The 16,450-nt window shown below is 63.7% G+C and carries 14 protein-coding genes and 1 pseudogene; 4 read left to right on the forward strand and 11 right to left on the reverse strand.

Annotation, left to right across the window (positions count from 1 at the left end; genetic code table 11):
• Window positions 1-277: 277 nt before the first annotated feature.
• A pseudogene (locus VGH68_RS16785) lies at window positions 278-3,876 on the reverse strand (indolepyruvate ferredoxin oxidoreductase family protein).
• A 390-nt stretch (window positions 3,877-4,266) separates the two neighbouring features.
• Here VGH68_RS16785 and VGH68_RS16790 point away from each other — a divergent pair.
• Window positions 4,267-4,467 (forward strand): hypothetical protein, encoded by a 201-nt coding sequence (locus tag VGH68_RS16790; RefSeq protein ID WP_331604778.1) that lies wholly within the window; start codon window positions 4,267-4,269, stop codon window positions 4,465-4,467.
• A gap of 137 nt (window positions 4,468-4,604) precedes the next feature.
• Here the strand turns inward: VGH68_RS16790 and hppD are convergent, their stop codons facing one another.
• On the reverse strand, window positions 4,605-5,702 hold the full coding sequence (gene hppD, locus VGH68_RS16795) for a 4-hydroxyphenylpyruvate dioxygenase (RefSeq protein WP_331604779.1): 1,098 nt from the start codon (window positions 5,700-5,702) through the stop codon (window positions 4,605-4,607).
• Between the two features lie 232 nt (window positions 5,703-5,934).
• Here hppD and VGH68_RS16800 point away from each other — a divergent pair, with 232 nt between their 5' ends.
• Window positions 5,935-6,432, forward strand: a complete 498-nt coding sequence (locus VGH68_RS16800; RefSeq protein WP_331604780.1) for an Lrp/AsnC family transcriptional regulator — start codon at window positions 5,935-5,937, stop codon at window positions 6,430-6,432.
• A 109-nt stretch (window positions 6,433-6,541) separates the two neighbouring features.
• Here VGH68_RS16800 and VGH68_RS16805 read toward each other — a convergent pair whose 3' ends face one another.
• The 8 genes from VGH68_RS16805 to paaA form a co-directional block, all read right to left on the reverse strand.
• Complete coding sequence (locus VGH68_RS16805) at window positions 6,542-7,210, reverse strand: GNAT family N-acetyltransferase (protein WP_331604781.1); 669 nt, start codon at window positions 7,208-7,210, stop codon at window positions 6,542-6,544.
• Between the two features lie 291 nt (window positions 7,211-7,501).
• Entirely contained in the window at window positions 7,502-8,113 is a 612-nt protein-coding gene (locus VGH68_RS16810) for a TetR/AcrR family transcriptional regulator (RefSeq protein ID WP_331604782.1), read from the reverse strand.
• 12 nt (window positions 8,114-8,125) lie between these two features.
• A complete protein-coding gene (locus tag VGH68_RS16815; protein WP_331604783.1) occupies window positions 8,126-8,923 on the reverse strand; it encodes a DUF1835 domain-containing protein in 798 nt (265 codons plus the stop codon).
• Between the two features lie 244 nt (window positions 8,924-9,167).
• Window positions 9,168-10,256 (reverse strand): 1,2-phenylacetyl-CoA epoxidase subunit PaaE, encoded by a 1,089-nt coding sequence (paaE, locus tag VGH68_RS16820; protein WP_331604784.1) that lies wholly within the window; start codon window positions 10,254-10,256, stop codon window positions 9,168-9,170.
• Between the two features lies 1 nt (window position 10,257).
• The gene (gene paaD / locus VGH68_RS16825) at window positions 10,258-10,842 is read right to left on the reverse strand and encodes a 1,2-phenylacetyl-CoA epoxidase subunit PaaD (RefSeq protein WP_331604785.1); all 585 of its coding nucleotides are present in this window, start codon (window positions 10,840-10,842) and stop codon (window positions 10,258-10,260) included.
• Window positions 10,843-10,849: 7 nt separating this feature from the next.
• Window positions 10,850-11,653: a 1,2-phenylacetyl-CoA epoxidase subunit PaaC gene (paaC, locus tag VGH68_RS16830; RefSeq protein ID WP_331604786.1), complete on the reverse strand. Its 804-nt coding sequence runs from the start codon at window positions 11,651-11,653 to the stop codon at window positions 10,850-10,852.
• A gap of 8 nt (window positions 11,654-11,661) precedes the next feature.
• The gene (paaB, locus tag VGH68_RS16835) at window positions 11,662-11,982 is read right to left on the reverse strand and encodes a 1,2-phenylacetyl-CoA epoxidase subunit PaaB (RefSeq protein ID WP_331604787.1); all 321 of its coding nucleotides are present in this window, start codon (window positions 11,980-11,982) and stop codon (window positions 11,662-11,664) included.
• Window positions 11,983-12,981 carry a 1,2-phenylacetyl-CoA epoxidase subunit PaaA gene (paaA, locus tag VGH68_RS16840; RefSeq protein ID WP_331604788.1) on the reverse strand — a complete coding sequence of 333 codons (999 nt, stop codon included), beginning with the start codon at window positions 12,979-12,981 and terminating at the stop codon, window positions 11,983-11,985.
• Window positions 12,982-13,228: 247 nt separating this feature from the next.
• Between paaA and VGH68_RS16845 the strand changes: the two genes are divergently transcribed.
• Both VGH68_RS16845 and VGH68_RS16850 read left to right on the forward strand, forming a co-directional pair.
• Window positions 13,229-14,851, forward strand: a complete 1,623-nt coding sequence (locus VGH68_RS16845) for an NAD(P)/FAD-dependent oxidoreductase (protein WP_331604789.1) — start codon at window positions 13,229-13,231, stop codon at window positions 14,849-14,851.
• Between the two features lie 121 nt (window positions 14,852-14,972).
• Window positions 14,973-16,253 carry an SGNH/GDSL hydrolase family protein gene (locus VGH68_RS16850; protein WP_331604793.1) on the forward strand — a complete coding sequence of 427 codons (1,281 nt, stop codon included), beginning with the start codon at window positions 14,973-14,975 and terminating at the stop codon, window positions 16,251-16,253.
• Between the two features lie 12 nt (window positions 16,254-16,265).
• Here VGH68_RS16850 and VGH68_RS16855 read toward each other — a convergent pair.
• Window positions 16,266-16,450: hypothetical protein (locus tag VGH68_RS16855; RefSeq protein WP_331604790.1), on the reverse strand; the 185-nt coding region annotated here is incomplete at its 5' end.

The raw sequence follows: 16,450 nt of genomic DNA on the forward strand, positions 1-16,450 counted from the left end.
GAGGTCGAAACGGCGGCGCCTGGCGTGCTGCGGTGATGGCCTCGGCGGCCGTGGCGGCTCAAGCGGCTCAAGCGGCTCAAGCGGCTCAAGCGGCTCAAGCGGCCTTGACTAAAACGCTACGGAACTCCGGTTCCGTAGCGTGTTTTTATGGCGAGAAAAAAGGCGACAGTCCGTGAAAACTGTCGCCTTTCTGCTTACAAGCCATACCGGTTTGCCGGGTATCACGCCGATTGACAGACAGTCCGTCAGACCGGCGCGCGCCGGAAAACCACGCTCATCAAGCAGCGTGCTGCGTCTCGCCCGCATCTGACGAACGCCAGCGCGCCAGCAGCTCGTTCCACTTGATTCGGACACCCTTCAGGTTGTTTTCCTTAACGTGCCCATAGCCGCGGATGCCGTCCGGCAGATTCGCAAGCTCGATCGCGAGTTCACGCTTCTGCGCGCTCAGCCCGCCGATCAGCTCACGCACCAGCGCCTCGTATTCGCCGATCAGCGCCCGCTCGGTGCGACGCTCGTCCGTCTTGCCGAACACGTCGAGCGGCGTGCCCCGCAGGAACTTGAGCCTGGCGAGGAGCGGCATCGTGCGGAACATCCACGGACCATACTTCTTCTTCACCAGATGGCCGTGCCCGTCCTTCTTCGACAGCGTCGGCGGCGCGAGATGCAGATGCAGCTTCCAGTCGCCTTCGAACGTCGCCTTCAGCTTTTCGATGAACGCCGGGTCGCTGTATAGACGCGCGACTTCGTATTCATCCTTGTACGCCATCAGCTTGTGCAGGTTCTTCGCGACCGCTTCGGTGAGCGGCAACTGCCCGTCGGCGGCATCCAGCGCTTCTTCCGCGGCCCGCACCTGCGACACCAGCGCGCGATAGCGCTCGGCGTACGCACGGTTCTGCCACGCGGCGAGGTAGTCGGCGCGCCTGTCGATCAGTGTGTCGAGCGCCTTCGGCGTATGCAGCGCGATGATCTTGCCGACAGCGGTGTCCGGCGCGTCGGCGCGCCCTTGCGTTTGCGCGAGCTTGCGTACCGCGGCGAGGTCGTGTGCGGCACGGCGGCCCCATTCGAATGCCGCGAGGTTCTTTTCGACCTGCACGTTGTTCAGCTCGATCGCGCGAATCAACGACTCATGCGTCAGCGGAATCCAGCCGCGCTGCCACGCGTAGCCGAGCACGAACGGGTTCGTGTAGATCGCGTCGCCGAGCAGCGCGACCGCGAAGTGATTTGCGTCGACGCTCGACACGTGATCGTCGCCCGCGGCGGCGCGCACGTCGGCTTCCGTGCTGGTACCTGGGAAGCGCCAGTTCGGGTTCTTGATCAGCTCGGCGGTCGGCGTGTGTGCGCTGTTCAGTACGACGCGCGTGCGGCCTTCCTGCATCCGCGACATGCATTCGTCGCTCGCGGTCACGATCGCATCGCAGCCGATCACGAGGCTCGCTTCGCCCATCGCGATACGGGTCGCGTGGATGTCGGCGGGCTGCTTCGCGATCTGCACGTGGCTCATCACGGCGCCGCCTTCTGCGCGAGGCCCGTCACGTCGAGCACGGTGACACCCTTGCTTTCGAGATGCGCGGCCATGCCCAGCAGCGCGCCGATCGTGACGACACCCGTACCGCCGACGCCGGTCACGAGTACGCCGTACGGCCGGTCGATCGAGGGCAGGTCGGGTGTCGGCACTGGCGGCATCGCGTCGCCCGCGACGCCCGACGCGGCCTTCGGCTTGCGCAACTGGCCGCCTTCAACCGACACGAAGCTCGGGCAGAAGCCGTTCGCGCACGAAAAGTCCTTGTTGCAGGTGGACTGGTTGATCTGGCGCTTGGTGCCGAACTCGGTGTCGAGCGGCTCGACCGACAGGCAGTTCGACTTCACCGAGCAGTCGCCACAGCCTTCACAGACCGCTTCGTTGATCACGACGCGCCGCGCCGGATCCGGATACGCGCCGCGTTTTCTGCGGCGGCGCTTCTCGGTCGCGCAGGTCTGGTCGTAGATCAGGATCGTGGTGCCGGCGACTTCGCGCAACTGGCGCTGCACGTCGTCGAGCTGGTCGCGATGGTGGATGTCGATGCCGGGCGCGAGGCCGACGTTCGCCGAATACTTCTCGGGCTCGTCGGTGACGATCACGATTTTCGCCGCGCCCTCGGCGGCGAGCTGGTGCGTGATCTGCGGCACGGTCAGCACGCCGTCGACCGGCTGGCCGCCCGTCATCGCGACCGCGTCGTTGTACAGCAGCTTGTAGGTGATGTTGGCCTTCGACGCGATCGCCGCGCGAATCGCGAGCAGCCCCGAGTGGAAGTAGGTGCCGTCGCCGAGATTGGCGAACACGTGTTTGTCGTTGCTGAACGGCGCCTGGCCGATCCACGCGACGCCTTCGCCGCCCATCTGGCTGAACGTGCTGGTGCTGCGGTCCATCCAGACCGTCATGTAGTGGCAGCCGATGCCGGCCATCGCGCGGGAGCCTTCCGGCACGTTGGTCGACGTGTTGTGCGGGCAGCCCGAGCAGAACCACGGCTTGCGCTCGACTTCGACGCGCGGGCGCGCGAGCGCCTTTTCCTTCGCGTCGATCACCGCGATGCGCGCGGCGATGCGCGCGCGCACGTCCGACGGCAGGTCGAACTTGTCGAGCCGCGTCGCGATTGCCTTCGCGATGATCGCCGGCGACAGCTCGTAGTGCGCGGGTAACAGCCAGTTGCCCATCGGCACCGACCACTCGCCGCCCGCGCCGTCCTTTTCGTCGAACTTGCCGAACACCCTCGGGCGCTGCGCGTCGGGCCAGTTGTACAGCTCTTCCTTGATCGCGTATTCGAGGATCTGGCGCTTTTCCTCGACCACTAGAATTTCGGCGAGCCCGCGTGCGAACGCCTGCGCGCCCTGCGCTTCGAGCGGCCACACGCAGCCGACCTTGTAAAGCCGGATGCCGATGCGCGCGCAGGTTTCGTCGTCGAGACCGAGGTCGGTCAGCGCCTGACGCACGTCGAGATAAGCCTTGCCGCCGGTCATGATGCCGAAGCGCGCTTGCGGCGAATCGATTTCGACGCGATCGAGTTTGTTCGCGCGCACGTAGGCGAGGGCGGCGTACCACTTGTAGTCGAGCAGACGCGCTTCCTGCACGAGCGGCGGATCGGGCCAGCGGATGTTCAGGCCGCCGTCGGGCATCACGAAGTCTTCCGGCAGGATGATCTGCGTGCGGTGCGGGTCGATATCGACCGACGCGGACGATTCGACCACGTCGGTCACGCACTTCATCGCGGCCCACAGCCCCGAGTAACGGCTCATCGCCCAGCCGTGCAAGCCGAAGTCGAGATATTCCTGCACGTTCGACGGAAACAGCACCGGGAGCCCGCACGCCTTGAAGATGTGCTCGGACTGATGCGCGAGCGTCGAGGATTTGGCAGCATGGTCGTCGCCAGCGAGCACGAGGACGCCGCCGTGGCGCGACGAGCCCGCCGAGTTGCCGTGCTTGAAGACGTCGCCGGAACGGTCGACGCCGGGCCCCTTGCCGTACCACATCGAGAACACGCCGTCGTATTTGGCGCTGGGATACAAATTGACTTGCTGCGACCCCCACACTGCGGTGGCCGCGAGGTCTTCGTTGACGCCGGGCTGGAACACGATCTTGTGGGCGGCGAGATGCTGCTTGGCTTTCCACAGCGAAAGATCGAGTCCGCCGAGCGGCGATCCGCGGTAGCCGGAGATAAAGCCGGCCGTGTTCAGGCCGGCGGCGCGGTCGCGTTCCTGCTGCAGCATCGGCAGGCGCACCAGCGCCTGGATGCCGCTCATGTACGCGCGGCCGCGTTCGAGGGTGTATTTGTCGTCGAGCGTGACGGAAGACAACGCGGCTTCGAGCGAGGCTCGCTGACCAGCGTCTAGCGGGGCATTCATTATGTGTACTCCTCCACTCAGCTTGGGATCACCAAAACTTTTCTGGCCCCGGCATCTTGTGAATGCTGGGGCCGGGGCCGTCATATTGACGGGTTTCAGGCGATGGTAGCACTGGTGGAAACCCGCCGCAGTGGGGTCCGGAACAGCGGGGTCTCACAAGGTCGTCGGGCAGAGCGCCGCGCGTTGCTGGCCGGTTCGACGTAGTTGCGCGGCATTTGGGAGGCAATGCGCTTCTGTTGCGGTTTCGCTTGTAACAAGCTGTAAAGCCTACAGATTTGCGGAACCGCAGTGAAAAGCACTGTCTAAACTCCGACCTGCGAGTAGTGTCCGTGTAACGCCGCGCATTCGGTTCGGCTTCGGGACAGCAGGGCAGTCAGACAAGGAGTACGCATGAACAGTAGAAACATCCAGACTTTCCTGATGGTTTCCGCCGCCTTTTTTGCGATGAGCGGGCCGGCGCGGGCGAACCCGGGCAGCACGAGCGCACTGTCGAACGCGATCAGCCGCACCGCGCGGGTCGCGCCGGCGCGGCTGGCAACGAGCCGGGTCGCGCGCTTAATCCGAACCGATCAGAGCAAGCAGAATTCGTGACGCGTCGCATGGGCGATGCGTCATTTGATAACCGGCCGCTGCCCGGATGAGGCCGGCGGCGCAGATGGAAAGGGCGAGGATCCTGCGATCCTCGCCCTTTTTTCATGTGCCAGCCGTTTTGCGACGGCTCCGCGTGGTCAGTGCTTGTCCTGCACGACACCGCGGCGGATCTGATCGAGCTCGATCGATTCGAACAGCGCCTTGAAGTTGCCCTCGCCGAACCCCTGATTGCCCTTGCGCTGGATGATCTCGAAGAAGATCGGGCCAATCTGGTTTTCCGTGAAGATCTGCAACAGCAGATCGTCCGGCGCACCGTCGATCAGGATCTTGCGCTTGCGCAGTTCATCGAGCGGTTCGCCGTGATCCGGCACGCGGCGGTCGACGAGCTCATAGTAGGTGTCGATCGTGTCGAGCAGTGAGATGTTCGATGCGCGCAGACCGTCGACCGTGCGATAGATGTCGTTGCTGCCGAGCGCAATGTGCTGAATCCCTTCGCCGTGGTACGCGTCCAGATACTCCTGGATCTGGCCCGCGGTGTCGGAGCCTTCCTCGTTGATCGGAATCCGGATCTTGCCGCACGGCGAGGTCATCGCCTTCGACTTCACGCCGGTCACCTTGCCTTCGATGTCGAAATAACGCACTTCGCGGAAGTTGAACAGACGCTCGTAAAACTCCGCCCATTCCTGCATGCGGCCGCGATGCACGTTGTGCGTCAGGTGATCGATATAGGTGAGACCGTGGCCGGCCGGATCCGGGTTCGCGCCGGCAATCGGCTCGAAGTCGACGTCGTAGATGTCGATATCGCCGATGCTGTTCGGCGCCGCGCCGTTCTTGCCGCGCCACCGATCGACGAAATAGATGAGCGAATCACCTATGCCCTTGATCGCGGGAATGTTCAGCTCCATCGGGCCGGTTTTGTTGTCGAAGCCCCATGCGCCTTTTTCGAGCGCCTGGCTATAGGCCTTCGCGGCATCCTGCACGCGAAACGCGATTGCGCAGATCGACGGCCCGTGCAGGCGCGCGAAGCGCTGCGCGAACGCATCCTTTTCAGCGTTGACGACGAAGTTGATGCCGCCCTGGCGATACAGCGTCACGTCTTTGTGCCGATGACGCGCGACGGCGGTGAAGCCCATCTGCTCGAACAGTTGGCCGAGGGCTTTGGGATCCGGCGCGGTGTACTCGATGAATTCGAAGCCGTCGGTACCGACCGGATTTTCCCAAGTTGAAACCTGCATTGTTTGTCTCCTGTTTCCTGTGCCGCCGATCCGAGTGAGCGATTCGCCACTCACTCTGGTCAGTTACGAGGTGTCGGGGGAGCGCTGTTGGCAAGCGCACGAGACGGCCGACTGAACGCGACCGGGTAGAGCAAGTGTAGAACTGCCGGCAAGGCGAAAACTTGCGAACTTGATCGCGCAACAGTACGCTTGAGCAAATAACTAGCGCGGTTAGCAGGTGAGACGGCAGAAAATGGCTAAGTTAGAGATAGATGCAATAGACCGGCGCATTCTGGCCATCCTTCAGGAGAATGGCCGGCTGTCGAACCAGGAGATCGCAGAGCGGATCAATCTGTCGCCGAGTCCATGTCTGCGGCGGATTCGGCGGCTCGAGGAGAGTGGGGCGATTCGCGGCTATGTCGCTTTGCTCGACGCTCAGCGGCTCGGGCTCGACCTGCTTGCGTATGTCAGCGTGCGGCTGGAAAAGGGCGGTGGCCGCGCGTTCAGTCCGCATGGCGAGGCTACGCACGCGGATCTGTTCGGCGCAGCGGTGCAGACGTGGCCGGAAGTGGTCGCGTGCCATGCGATGACCGGCGAAATGGACTATCTGCTTCGTGTTCAGGTCGAAGACATGGCGCATTTCTCGCGCTTCGTACAGGACCAGCTGTTGCGGCACCCGTCGGTAATCGACGTGAAATCGAGCTTCTCGTTGGAGAAGATCAAGGAAACAACGGCGCTGCCTATTCTTTAGGATCGCGGCGCCTGATCGCCAGGTGGCACGTACGGCCCAACTGCCGCGGCGCGAATACAAAAAAGGGCGGCTTGGCGGCCGCCCCTCTCTGATTTCCGTTAGCGTTTATTCAGGCAGCGACAGCCGCCGGCATGAACGACTCGAACAATCGCGATGCCTGGCGCGCGTGGCGCTTCAGTGCGTAGTCGAACACGGCGGCCTGCTCCTGCAGCATTTCGGCGAGGATGCTCGACTGATCGGCCGGCGCCAGTGTCAGATAGGCGTCGGCTTCGCCGTACGCGTATTCGATCTTCATGCCGGCCTTTTTCGCAATGTGCATCATCGTCGAATTACGTGACAGGCAGTGGATATACAGCATCGTTACATGGGTGTTGCGGCTGCGGATCGCAGCGCGCTCGAACAGCTTCGAGCCGATGCCCTGACCGCGCGCGCTTTCGAGCACCGATACCCCGAATTCGGCGGTGCGCTTGTCGCCTTCCGCGGGCAAATACGCTAGGTGGCCGACGCCGCTCAATTCCAGCTTGCTGTTGAACACCCCAAACACGGTTTCCCGTGTGAAGTCGATCGCGCGTACGTAGTTTTCAATCACGCGATTCGGCACGATCTGGCCGAAACGCAACAGACGGTCGTCTTCGCCGAGCGCGAGGAAGTGAGTGAGCAGCCGCTCGCGATCGATCGCGGTGAGTTCACGAACCAGAATCGGCGCACGGCCTCCAGACAGCGATGCACGATCGTTACGAGCGATCGGCTCGGCGGTGCCAGTTGTGAGCGTGTTCATGGTCGGGTTCTCCTTGTTTGATCGGGCGATTGATGCATTGCAACGCCGATTTTAGCGGAAACCCATGGTGATCACTAGGGAAAACCCGTATATAACGCCGAGCCGTCTGTCTAAAGCGCACGCGTTAGCTCGTAAGTCTTTGAAAAATAGAGGGAAATTAGAGTGAAGGCAGCGTTCGTGACACGACGCCGCACCCCGGTGCGCCGGGTGCGGTCGGTATGAATATTGCTGCTGCGCGTCAACCCCGAAAAGTGACTTTGCGCCACCGGGGCGAGTCGGAACCCCGCAGCCTCATTTCTCCGGTGCTGACCCCAAACCATGCTCGACCATGCCCACGACCTGCTCGGCGAATTCGCTGTACCCCATCCGTCCGTCCGGCTTCAGCCATGTGAACGTCCAGTTGATCATGCCGAACACCATCATCGTCAACGCGGTCTGGTTGTCGCGCGTGGCCCGATCGGGGTAAGCACGCGCGAGCTGGCGCGCGAACGCGGCAACCACATCGCGCTGGCGGTTCAGAATGGTCTCGCGCTGCGCGTCGACCAGATACTTGACGTCGTTGAGCAGCGCGACATGCCGGCTGTGCGACGTCTCGTATTCGGACAGAAACGCGCGGATCAGCTCGGCGAAGGTTTCTCGCTCGCTTAGTCCACGCCGCTGGCTCGAACCTTCCACTTCGGCGATGATCAGCATCAGCCGCTTCGTGTAGCGGTCGAGCAGATCGAACAGGATCGCTTCCTTGCTCTCGTAATAGTGATAAAGGCGCGCCTTCGAGGTGCCGCTTGCCGCGGCAAGATCGGCCATCGATGTGCTCGGGTAGCTGGTCTGCGCGAATTTGGCGGCGGCGAGTTCGAGGATCTGCTCGCGCTGAGTTTCGTGATCGGGGGCTCGGGTGCGGGCCATGGTCGTCTGTTGTTATGGATGAGAGCAGAGTTCGAGCGAACGCCACGTGTTCGCGTCGCCGCGCAAGCGCATGCGTCGCACGGCTGCCAGTTCGCGCATGCGCCAAAGCACGATGCTGTCGCTGACGAGGAACCACAGTTCGGCGCTCATCACATCGGCGGCGACGCGCGCGGCGGGCTGCCAGTCGTCAGTTGCCCGTTCGAGGATCAGCGCGTCCAGTTCAGCGAAACTGCTGCTCGTGAATGTATTGTCGCGCCAGCGCCGCGTCTCGCCGTTAGCATGTTTGGCTTCCTGCCATTCGAGCGCGAGCCGGCTGATGCGAAGTACGGGAATCGGCGCGGCGTCCGATAGACGGGCGAGCAGCACGTCCGGTGCGAACATGCCGACCGAGGTCGCGCGGTCCTTGCGGGTATGCGCCCAGGCGAGCGGATCGGTGAGATCGGCAATCGACAGGCGGACCTCGTTCAAACGCTGCGGGCTATTGCGCAGGTAGTAGCAGACGCGGCGCAGCATCAATTGGTCGGACGAGCTTTCGCCGTGCCAGACCACCACATTCGCGCTGCCGTTCGCGAGGCTGTTCAGCAGCGCGGCCTGATCGCGGAACTCCTGCACGAAATCCCGTCGCCGGTCGGCGCTGACGCGCTCCCAGAATCCGGCGCGCAGTCGTGGGCCGTCGTCGGCTCCGCGTAGCGGACCGACGGCCAGATCGTCCCGTAACGCCTGGACACGATCGTCGCGGTCGGCCCGGGCGAGCGCGGCGCGAAGCGATTCGGCGGCGACGTCGCCATTGGTGAGGTGAATCATGCTCATTGGCAAGGGCTAGCTATGACGCTTCCGGCTGTGACAAAAGAGGCCGCTCGTCGACCGCAAACCGATGTTCCGACGCACGAGCGGTCCCTAGTGTAAGCGGATAGCGAAATGGCTGAAAGCGGCGGCGGTCGCCGCGCGGTGGCGCGTCGCGCCAGGCGCGCAGGGCGCCGAGCCACGACGGGTTAACGGCTGGGCTACGGCCGGGCTAGCACGCGCGTGCAACCGGGCCGCCGCTGCCCTCGAATCAACGCTCGTCGTAGCTCACGACCACGCGGTCGCTGACTGGATGGCACTGACAGGTCAGCACGAAGCCGTCGCGGATCTCGTGCTCTTCCAGCGTGTAGTTCTTTTCCATCTTGACCTCGCCTTCGAGCACCTTCGCGCGGCAGGTGCAGCAGACGCCGCCCTTACACGCATATGGCAGCGCGAGCCCCGCACGCAGGCCGACGTCGAGCACGCTTACGCCCTGGTACGGCAGGCGGAGCTTGCGCCGCTTACCGTCGAGCACGATTTCGAGGTCGGCGGCCGGTGTGTCTTCGGTGATTTCGACGGGCGGCACGCCCGCCTGCGGCAACGGCGTGCCGAAGCGCTCGACGTGCACCTTCGCGGGCGGCACGCCGGCCGCTTTCAGCGCGGCCTCGGCGGCATCCATCATCGGCGCTGGGCCGCAGATGAACGCTTCGTCGATCGCGTCAGCCGGCAGCAGGTGCTCGATAAAGGCCGCGCATTTGTCCTGATCGAGCACGCCGTTGAACAGCTCGACGTCCTGCAGATCATCCGACAGCACGTGATACAGCACGAAGCGGTTCATGAAGCGGTTCTTCAGATCCTCGAGTTCTTCCGCGAACATGATCTGGTCGACGCTGCGGTTGCCGTACACGAGCGTGAACGTGCTGCGCGGCTCGACTTCGAGCGTGGACTTGATGATCGCGAGCACCGGCGTGATGCCCGAGCCGCCCGAGAACGCCAGGTACTGCTTGCCCTGGTCGGCGTTCAGGTGGGTGAAGAAGCGGCCATCCGGCGTCATCACGTCGATCGTGTGGCCGGGTTGCAGTGTGTCGAACGCGAACTTAGAGAAGCGCCCGCCGCGCACGCGCTTGATGCCGATGCGCAACTCGCCGTCGCGGTCGTAATCGGTGACACCGACGCAGATCGAATACGAGCGGCGCGTTTCTTCACCGTCGATATGCGTTTTCAGCGTGACGAACTGGCCCTGCGTGAAGCGATACTGGTCGCGCAGCTCGACCGGGACTTCGAACGCGACCGAGACCGCGTCGGCAGTCTCGGGGCGTACTTCGCGGATACGCAGCGGATGAAATTGCGGGGTGGCCATATCAGTACGGTTTGAAGTAGTCGAAGGGTTCCCGGCAGTCCAGGCAGCGGTACAGCGCCTTGCAGGCGGTCGAACCGAATTGCGCGAGCCGCTCGGTACGCACCGAGCGGCAGCGCGGGCAGGCCGGTGCCGGCAGCGCGCGCGGTACGAAGCGCAGCACTTTTTCCCGTGACGTGGACGCCGCAGCGGAGCCGCATTGGCCGGTGGGTGGCGCGATGCCATACGCGCGCAGTTTTTCGCGGGCGTCGGCGGTGATCCAGTCGGTCGTCCACGCGGGCGCAAGCACGGTCGCGACGCGATACGGCGCAAGCTCTGCTGCATGCAGCGCGCGGCCGATGTCCTCGGCAATCTGTGACATCGCCGGACAACCCGAGTAGGTCGGCGTGATCACGACTTCGAGCGCGCCGTCGGCGGCGCGCCGCACGTCGCGCAAAATGCCGAGCTCGCGGATCGATACCACCGGAATTTCCGGGTCCGGCACCGCTTCGAGCACGGCCCACGCTTGGGCGAGCGTGGCGTCGCCCGGGTTGGCCGGGTCGGCTGTGTTGGCTGCGGCGGCGGTGAGCGGGGCGGTCGAGGTCGTCATCGCGTGATTACCAGGTGGCGCCCGGATGCTGACGCGCGAGGCTTTGCATTTCGGCGAGCACGAAACCCATGTGCTCCGAATGCTCGCCGTGCTTGCCGGTCGTTACGTGTTTGACCGGTTCGGGCAGCGTCAGCGTGGCTTCGTCGAGCGTTGCGCGTACGTCGGCGAGCCACACGGCTTCGAGTTCCGACGTGCGCGGGCCGATGCCGGCTGCTGCGATCGTCTCTTCCAGCGCGTCCGCGCTAAAGAACTCGCGTGTGTACGGCATCAGATAGTCGAGCGCGGCCTGCGCGCGGCGATGCGATTCGTCCGTGCCGTCGCCGAAACGGATCAGCCACTCGCTCGCGTGATGGACGTGGTACGTCGTTTCCTTGATCGACTTCGCGGCGATCGCCGCGAGCTGTTCGTCCGCGGACGTCGTGAGCGCGGTCCACAGATGCGCCATCAACGTCGAGTACAGGTAATTGCGCACGATCGTCACCGCGTAGTCTTTCTCGGCCTGCGCGGTGCCGGCCAGCGGACCGTAATGCGGCAATTCGGCGAGCGTGTAGTTCGCAAATTCGCGCTCGCTACGAAAGTACGCATAGTCGTCCTCGGTGCGCGCGTTGCCGGTAAGTTGCTGCTCGAGCGCGGCGGCGTGCGTGTACAGCAACCGCGCCTGACCGATCAGATCGAGACTCATATTCGACAGCGCGATATCTTCTTCGAGGATGGGGCCGTGGCCGCACCACTCGCTGTTGCGCTGACCGAGGATCAGCGCGGTATCCGCGAGGCGCAGCACGTATTGCAGATGTTGGGGCGTGATCGTCATAGCCGCGTTCACATATGGTTGACTTCGTCGGGGAGCGTGTAGAACGTCGGGTGGCGATAGATTTTGTCGCCCGCCGGTTCGAACAGCTCGGCCTTTTGGTCCGGCGCGGAGGCCGTGATCGCTGACGACGGCACCACCCAGATGCTCACGCCTTCCTGGCGGCGCGTGTAGACGTCGCGTGCCATGCGCAGCGCCATTGGCGCGTCGGCGGCATGCAGACTGCCGCAGTGTTTATGGTCGAGTCCCTGCTTGCTACGCACGAACACTTCCCAAATCGGCCATTCCTTGTTCATCGCTGATCTCCTGATTCGTTTGATGCGCAGCGCCATTCATGCGGCGTGCTGTTGCGCGCGCTGACGGTTCTTTTCGGCGTGGGCAAGCGCGGCTTCGCGCACCCAAGCGCCATCTTCGTGGGCTTTGACGCGAGTCGCGAGGCGCTCGCGGTTGCACGGGCCGTCGCCGTTGACGACGCGCCAGAATTCTTCCCAGTCGATGTCGCCGTAGTCGTAGTGGCCGCTCGCTTCGTTCCATTTGAGGTCTGGGTCGGGCAACGTGACGCCTAGCACCTTGGCCTGCTCCACGGTCGCGTCGACGAATTTCTGACGTAGATCGTCGTTGGTGATGCGCTTGATGCCCCATCTCGCCGACTGGTTGCTATGGACCGAATCCTTGTCGCTCGGGCCGAACATCATCAGGACCGGCCACCACCAGCGGTTCACCGCCTGTTGGACCAGCTCGCGCTGCGCATCGGTGCCGGCCATCATCGCCAGCAGAGCGTCGAAGCCCTGGCGCTGATGGAACGACTCTTCCTTGCAGATACGGATCATCGCGCGGGCATACGGGCCATACGTGCAGCGGCACAGCGGGATCTGATTCATGATCGCGGCGCCGTCGACGAGCCAGCCGATCACGCCGACGTCGGCCCAGGTCGGCGTCGGATAATTAAAGATGCTCGAGTATTTGGCCTTGCCCGAATGCAGCGCGGCGATCAGCTGGTCGCGTGACACACCGAGCGTTTCCGCCGCGCTGTATAGATAGAGGCCATGGCCCGCTTCGTCCTGCACCTTGGCGATCAGGATCGCCTTGCGTTTAAGGCTCGGCGCGCGCGTGATCCAGTTGCCCTCCGGCAGCATCCCGACGATTTCCGAGTGCGCGTGCTGCGAGATTTGCCGGACCAGCGTCTTGCGGTACGCGTCGGGCATCCAGTCCTGAGGCTCTACCTTGCCGTCCGCGGTCATGACTGCATCGAACTGCGCTTGCTCGGGCGAGGTCGCGTCCGCGTCGAGCGGTGCGACATTGCTAGGAATATCCAGGGATTGCGTGTACATGGGGACGCTCTCTGCGGAAGTTGGATGTGTCGACGTAGTATAAACCAACCGACCGGTCGGTTAATAATGTTTTCTGCGGATTTCCTGTTGATGGAAAACGCGAGAGCGGCTTGCCCTGTTCGTGTAAAGCTCGCTGAGAACCGCGGCGGACCCCCGTATCAAGGCAACTGCTGCCCCGTCCCCGCACTTACCCGATAAAATCGCGAATTGGCCGTAATTTCCGGCCTTCCGTGCATTCCCGGTACTCATGTTACGTCTAAGCGAAATCAAACTCCCGCTCGATCACTCCGAAAGCGCACTCGAGGCTGCCGTCCGCGCGCGCCTTGCCGAACTGGGCGTGGCTGAGGACGGCCTCGTCCGATACACCGTGTTTCGCCGCGCGCACGATGCGCGCAAACGCGCCGACATCAAGCTCACTTACATCGTCGATGTCGAGGTGAAAGACGAAGCTGCCGCGCTCGAGCGACTCGCCGACGTACCGCACTGCGGCGTGACGCCCGACATGAGCTACAAGTTCGTCGCCCGCGCGCCGGCGCATCTAAGCACGCCGCGTCCGGTCGTGATCGGCATGGGGCCTTGCGGGCTATTCGCCGGGTTGATCCTTGCGCAGATGGGCTTCCGGCCGATCATCCTGGAGCGCGGCAAGGCGGTGCGCGAGCGCACCAAGGATACGTTCGGGCTGTGGCGCAAGTCGGTGCTGAATCCTGAGTCGAACGTGCAGTTCGGTGAGGGCGGCGCGGGCACGTTCTCGGACGGCAAGCTATACAGCCAGATCAAGGACCCGAAGCACTACGGCCGCAAAGTGCTCGACGAATTCGTGCGGGCTGGTGCGCCGGAAGACATCCTGTATCTGAGCCGGCCGCACATCGGCACCTTCCGCCTCGTGAGCATGGTCGAGAAGATGCGCGCGAAGATTCACGAACTGGGTGGCGAAGTGCGTTTCGAGATGCGCGTCGACGATATCGACATCGACGACGGCAAGGTGCGCGGCCTGGAGCTGTCGACCGGCGAGACGCTGCGTTGCCACCACGTCGTGCTGGCGGTCGGTCATAGCGCGCGAGACACGTTCCACATGCTCCACGACCGCGGCGTGTACGTCGAGGCGAAGCCGTTTTCGCTCGGTTTCCGGATCGAGCATCCGCAGGGTCTGATCGATCGCAGCCGTTTCGGCAAATTTGCCGGTCACAAACAACTCGGCGCAGCCGACTATAAGGTCGTGCATCACTGCAGCAACGGGCGCACGGTCTACAGTTTCTGTATGTGTCCGGGCGGTACCGTCGTCGCGGCCACGTCGGAGCCCGGGCGCGTGGTCACGAACGGTATGAGCCAGTACTCACGCGCGGAGCGCAACGCCAACGCTGGCATCGTGGTCGGCATTACGCCGGACGATTACCCGGGCGGTCCGCTTGCCGGCATCGCGTTTCAGCGCAAGTGGGAAGAGCGGGCCTTCGAGCTCGGCGGCGGCAACTATATGGCGCCGGGCCAACTGGTGGGTGACTTCATCGCGGGGCGGCCGTCCACGGCACTGGGTTCGGTCGTGCCGTCCTACAAGCCGGGCGTGCATCCAACCGACCTGGGCACCGCGCTGCCCGACTATGTGATCGAGGCGATCCGCGAGGCGCTGCCGCAGATGGAGAAGAAAATCGCGGGTTTCGCGATGCATGATGCGGTGCTGACGGGCGTTGAGACCAGGACGTCGTCGCCGGTACGCGTGCGTCGCGGCGACGATTACCAAAGCGTGAATGTGCAAGGGCTGTATCCGGCCGGCGAAGGCGCCGGGTACGCCGGCGGCATCTATTCGGCGGCTATCGACGGGATCGAGGTTGGCGAAGCCGTGGCATTGAAGATTATGCGTGAGCAAACTGTATAGCCGGAGCGAGCATCGAGCCGTGGCTCCATCCGCCGCGCCATTGTCTGCGATTAATCTCGCTACCCGCTGCCACCGCGGCGATCGGGCACAATGCGCGTTTCGCCTTGAACCGATGATCCGAATGACTCTTCGTAGCCTGGCTGCCGCATCCGGCGCGGCGTTGCTCGCCCAATGCATCTCTATTGCCGTCTCCTCGAGCGCTGTTGCCGCTGAAACACCCGAGCATTGGGTTGCCGTCTGGGCGACCGCTTTGCAGCCCATCCCTCAGCGGGCTGAATTGCCGCCGCTGTATCGTGCGCCAGAAGTCGCGGGGCGCACGGTCCGCCAGATCGTCTATCCAACGCTGTCAGGAAAGGTCGCGCGGATCCGCCTGAGTAATGTGTACGGCAAGACGCCGCTTGTCATCGACGAACTGCGTATCGCCCGTTCCGCTGGCGGCGCGGCAGCCGCTGACGGTGGTGGAAGTCGCGTGACGTTCGGCGGCAGGGGCGAGGTCAGCATTGCGCCGGGCGGGGAACTGGATAGCGATCCGATCACGATCGGGCTTTCCGCGGGCGCACCATACGCTATCAGTGCGTTCATGGGGCCGGAGCAGCGAATCGTCGCCTGGCATCGCGTTGCAAACCAGGTGAATTACGTGTCGGCGCCCGGCAATCACAGTGCCGACGCTTCGGCCGCGGCGTTTCGCGGACGGTTCACTCAATACGTGTGGGTGACCGGGCTGTCCGTGGAGGCGGCGCAGCCGTCGGCTACAGTCGCCGCGATCGGCGACTCGATTACCGATGGCATGCGCTCCAGCCTGAATCAGAACCGCCGCTGGCCGGACGAACTGGCGCACCGGCTGGCGGCGAGTGGACTGCAGTCGACCGCGATCGTGAACCTCGGCATTAGCGGCAACCGTCTGCTAAACGATTCGCCTTGCTATGGCGATGCGCTCGCAAGCCGGTTCGACCGCGACGTGCTGCGGCGTCCGGGCGTCAAGGCGGTGGTCTTGTTGATCGGCATCAACGACATCAACTTCGCGGCGATGCCACCGCATGGTGGACTCGACTGCGATTTTCCCCATACGCCGGTGAGTGCCGCCGATCTCATTACCGGCTACCAACGGGTGATCGCGGCGGCGCGGCGTGATGGGGTGAAGGTGTTCGGCGCGACGCTGACCCCGGCTTCTCTGCCCCCGGAGCGGGAAAACATCCGGATGACGGTCAATCAGTGGATCCGAACCAGTCACGCGTTCGACGGCGTCGTGGACTTCGACGCGGCGTTGCGTGATCGGGCGCAGCCGGACCGCTTGCAGCGCGCGTTCGATAGCGGCGACCACATCCATCCGAGCGATGCGGGATATGCGGCGATGGCCGATGCTGTCCCTATTGACGCCGTGGTGAGCGCGGCAGGGAAGTGATTCACAGCTTTTTCAGGCGAAACCGAAAACACTATTGACGAAGCGAAGAAGAGTCGCCATAATTCCGCTTCTCTGCTGCAGACGCAGCGACGTGAAACGAAGCGGTACCGGTGGTTGCGGTGCTGCGCGATTTGCGCAACGATCTTTAAAAACTAACAGCCGATAAGTGTGGGCACTTGATGCGGAATGCGGGCCGG

Source organism: Paraburkholderia sp. (assembly GCF_036488505.1).
Lineage (GTDB): Bacteria > Pseudomonadota > Gammaproteobacteria > Burkholderiales > Burkholderiaceae > Paraburkholderia.

What these genes read in the sequence shown, in the direction of transcription:
- hppD (WP_331604779.1), bottom strand. Translation starts at nt 5,702, where the DNA reads ATGCAGGTTTCAACTTGGGAAAATCCGGTCGGTACCGACGGCTTCGAA.
- VGH68_RS16805 (WP_331604781.1), bottom strand. Translation starts at nt 7,210, where the DNA reads ATGAACACGCTCACAACTGGCACCGCCGAGCCGATCGCTCGTAACGAT.
- VGH68_RS16815 (WP_331604783.1), bottom strand. Translation starts at nt 8,923, where the DNA reads ATGAGCATGATTCACCTCACCAATGGCGACGTCGCCGCCGAATCGCTT.
- paaC (WP_331604786.1), bottom strand. Translation starts at nt 11,653, where the DNA reads ATGACGATCACGCCCCAACATCTGCAATACGTGCTGCGCCTCGCGGAT.
- VGH68_RS16845 (WP_331604789.1), top strand. Translation starts at nt 13,229, where the DNA reads ATGTTACGTCTAAGCGAAATCAAACTCCCGCTCGATCACTCCGAAAGC.
- VGH68_RS16850 (WP_331604793.1), top strand. Translation starts at nt 14,973, where the DNA reads ATGACTCTTCGTAGCCTGGCTGCCGCATCCGGCGCGGCGTTGCTCGCC.
- VGH68_RS16810 (WP_331604782.1), bottom strand. Translation starts at nt 8,113, where the DNA reads ATGGCCCGCACCCGAGCCCCCGATCACGAAACTCAGCGCGAGCAGATC.
- paaA (WP_331604788.1), bottom strand. Translation starts at nt 12,981, where the DNA reads ATGTACACGCAATCCCTGGATATTCCTAGCAATGTCGCACCGCTCGAC.
- paaD (WP_331604785.1), bottom strand. Translation starts at nt 10,842, where the DNA reads ATGACGACCTCGACCGCCCCGCTCACCGCCGCCGCAGCCAACACAGCC.
- paaB (WP_331604787.1), bottom strand. Translation starts at nt 11,982, where the DNA reads ATGGCGCTGCGCATCAAACGAATCAGGAGATCAGCGATGAACAAGGAA.
- paaE (WP_331604784.1), bottom strand. Translation starts at nt 10,256, where the DNA reads ATGGCCACCCCGCAATTTCATCCGCTGCGTATCCGCGAAGTACGCCCC.
- VGH68_RS16790 (WP_331604778.1), top strand. Translation starts at nt 4,267, where the DNA reads ATGAACAGTAGAAACATCCAGACTTTCCTGATGGTTTCCGCCGCCTTT.
- VGH68_RS16800 (WP_331604780.1), top strand. Translation starts at nt 5,935, where the DNA reads ATGGCTAAGTTAGAGATAGATGCAATAGACCGGCGCATTCTGGCCATC.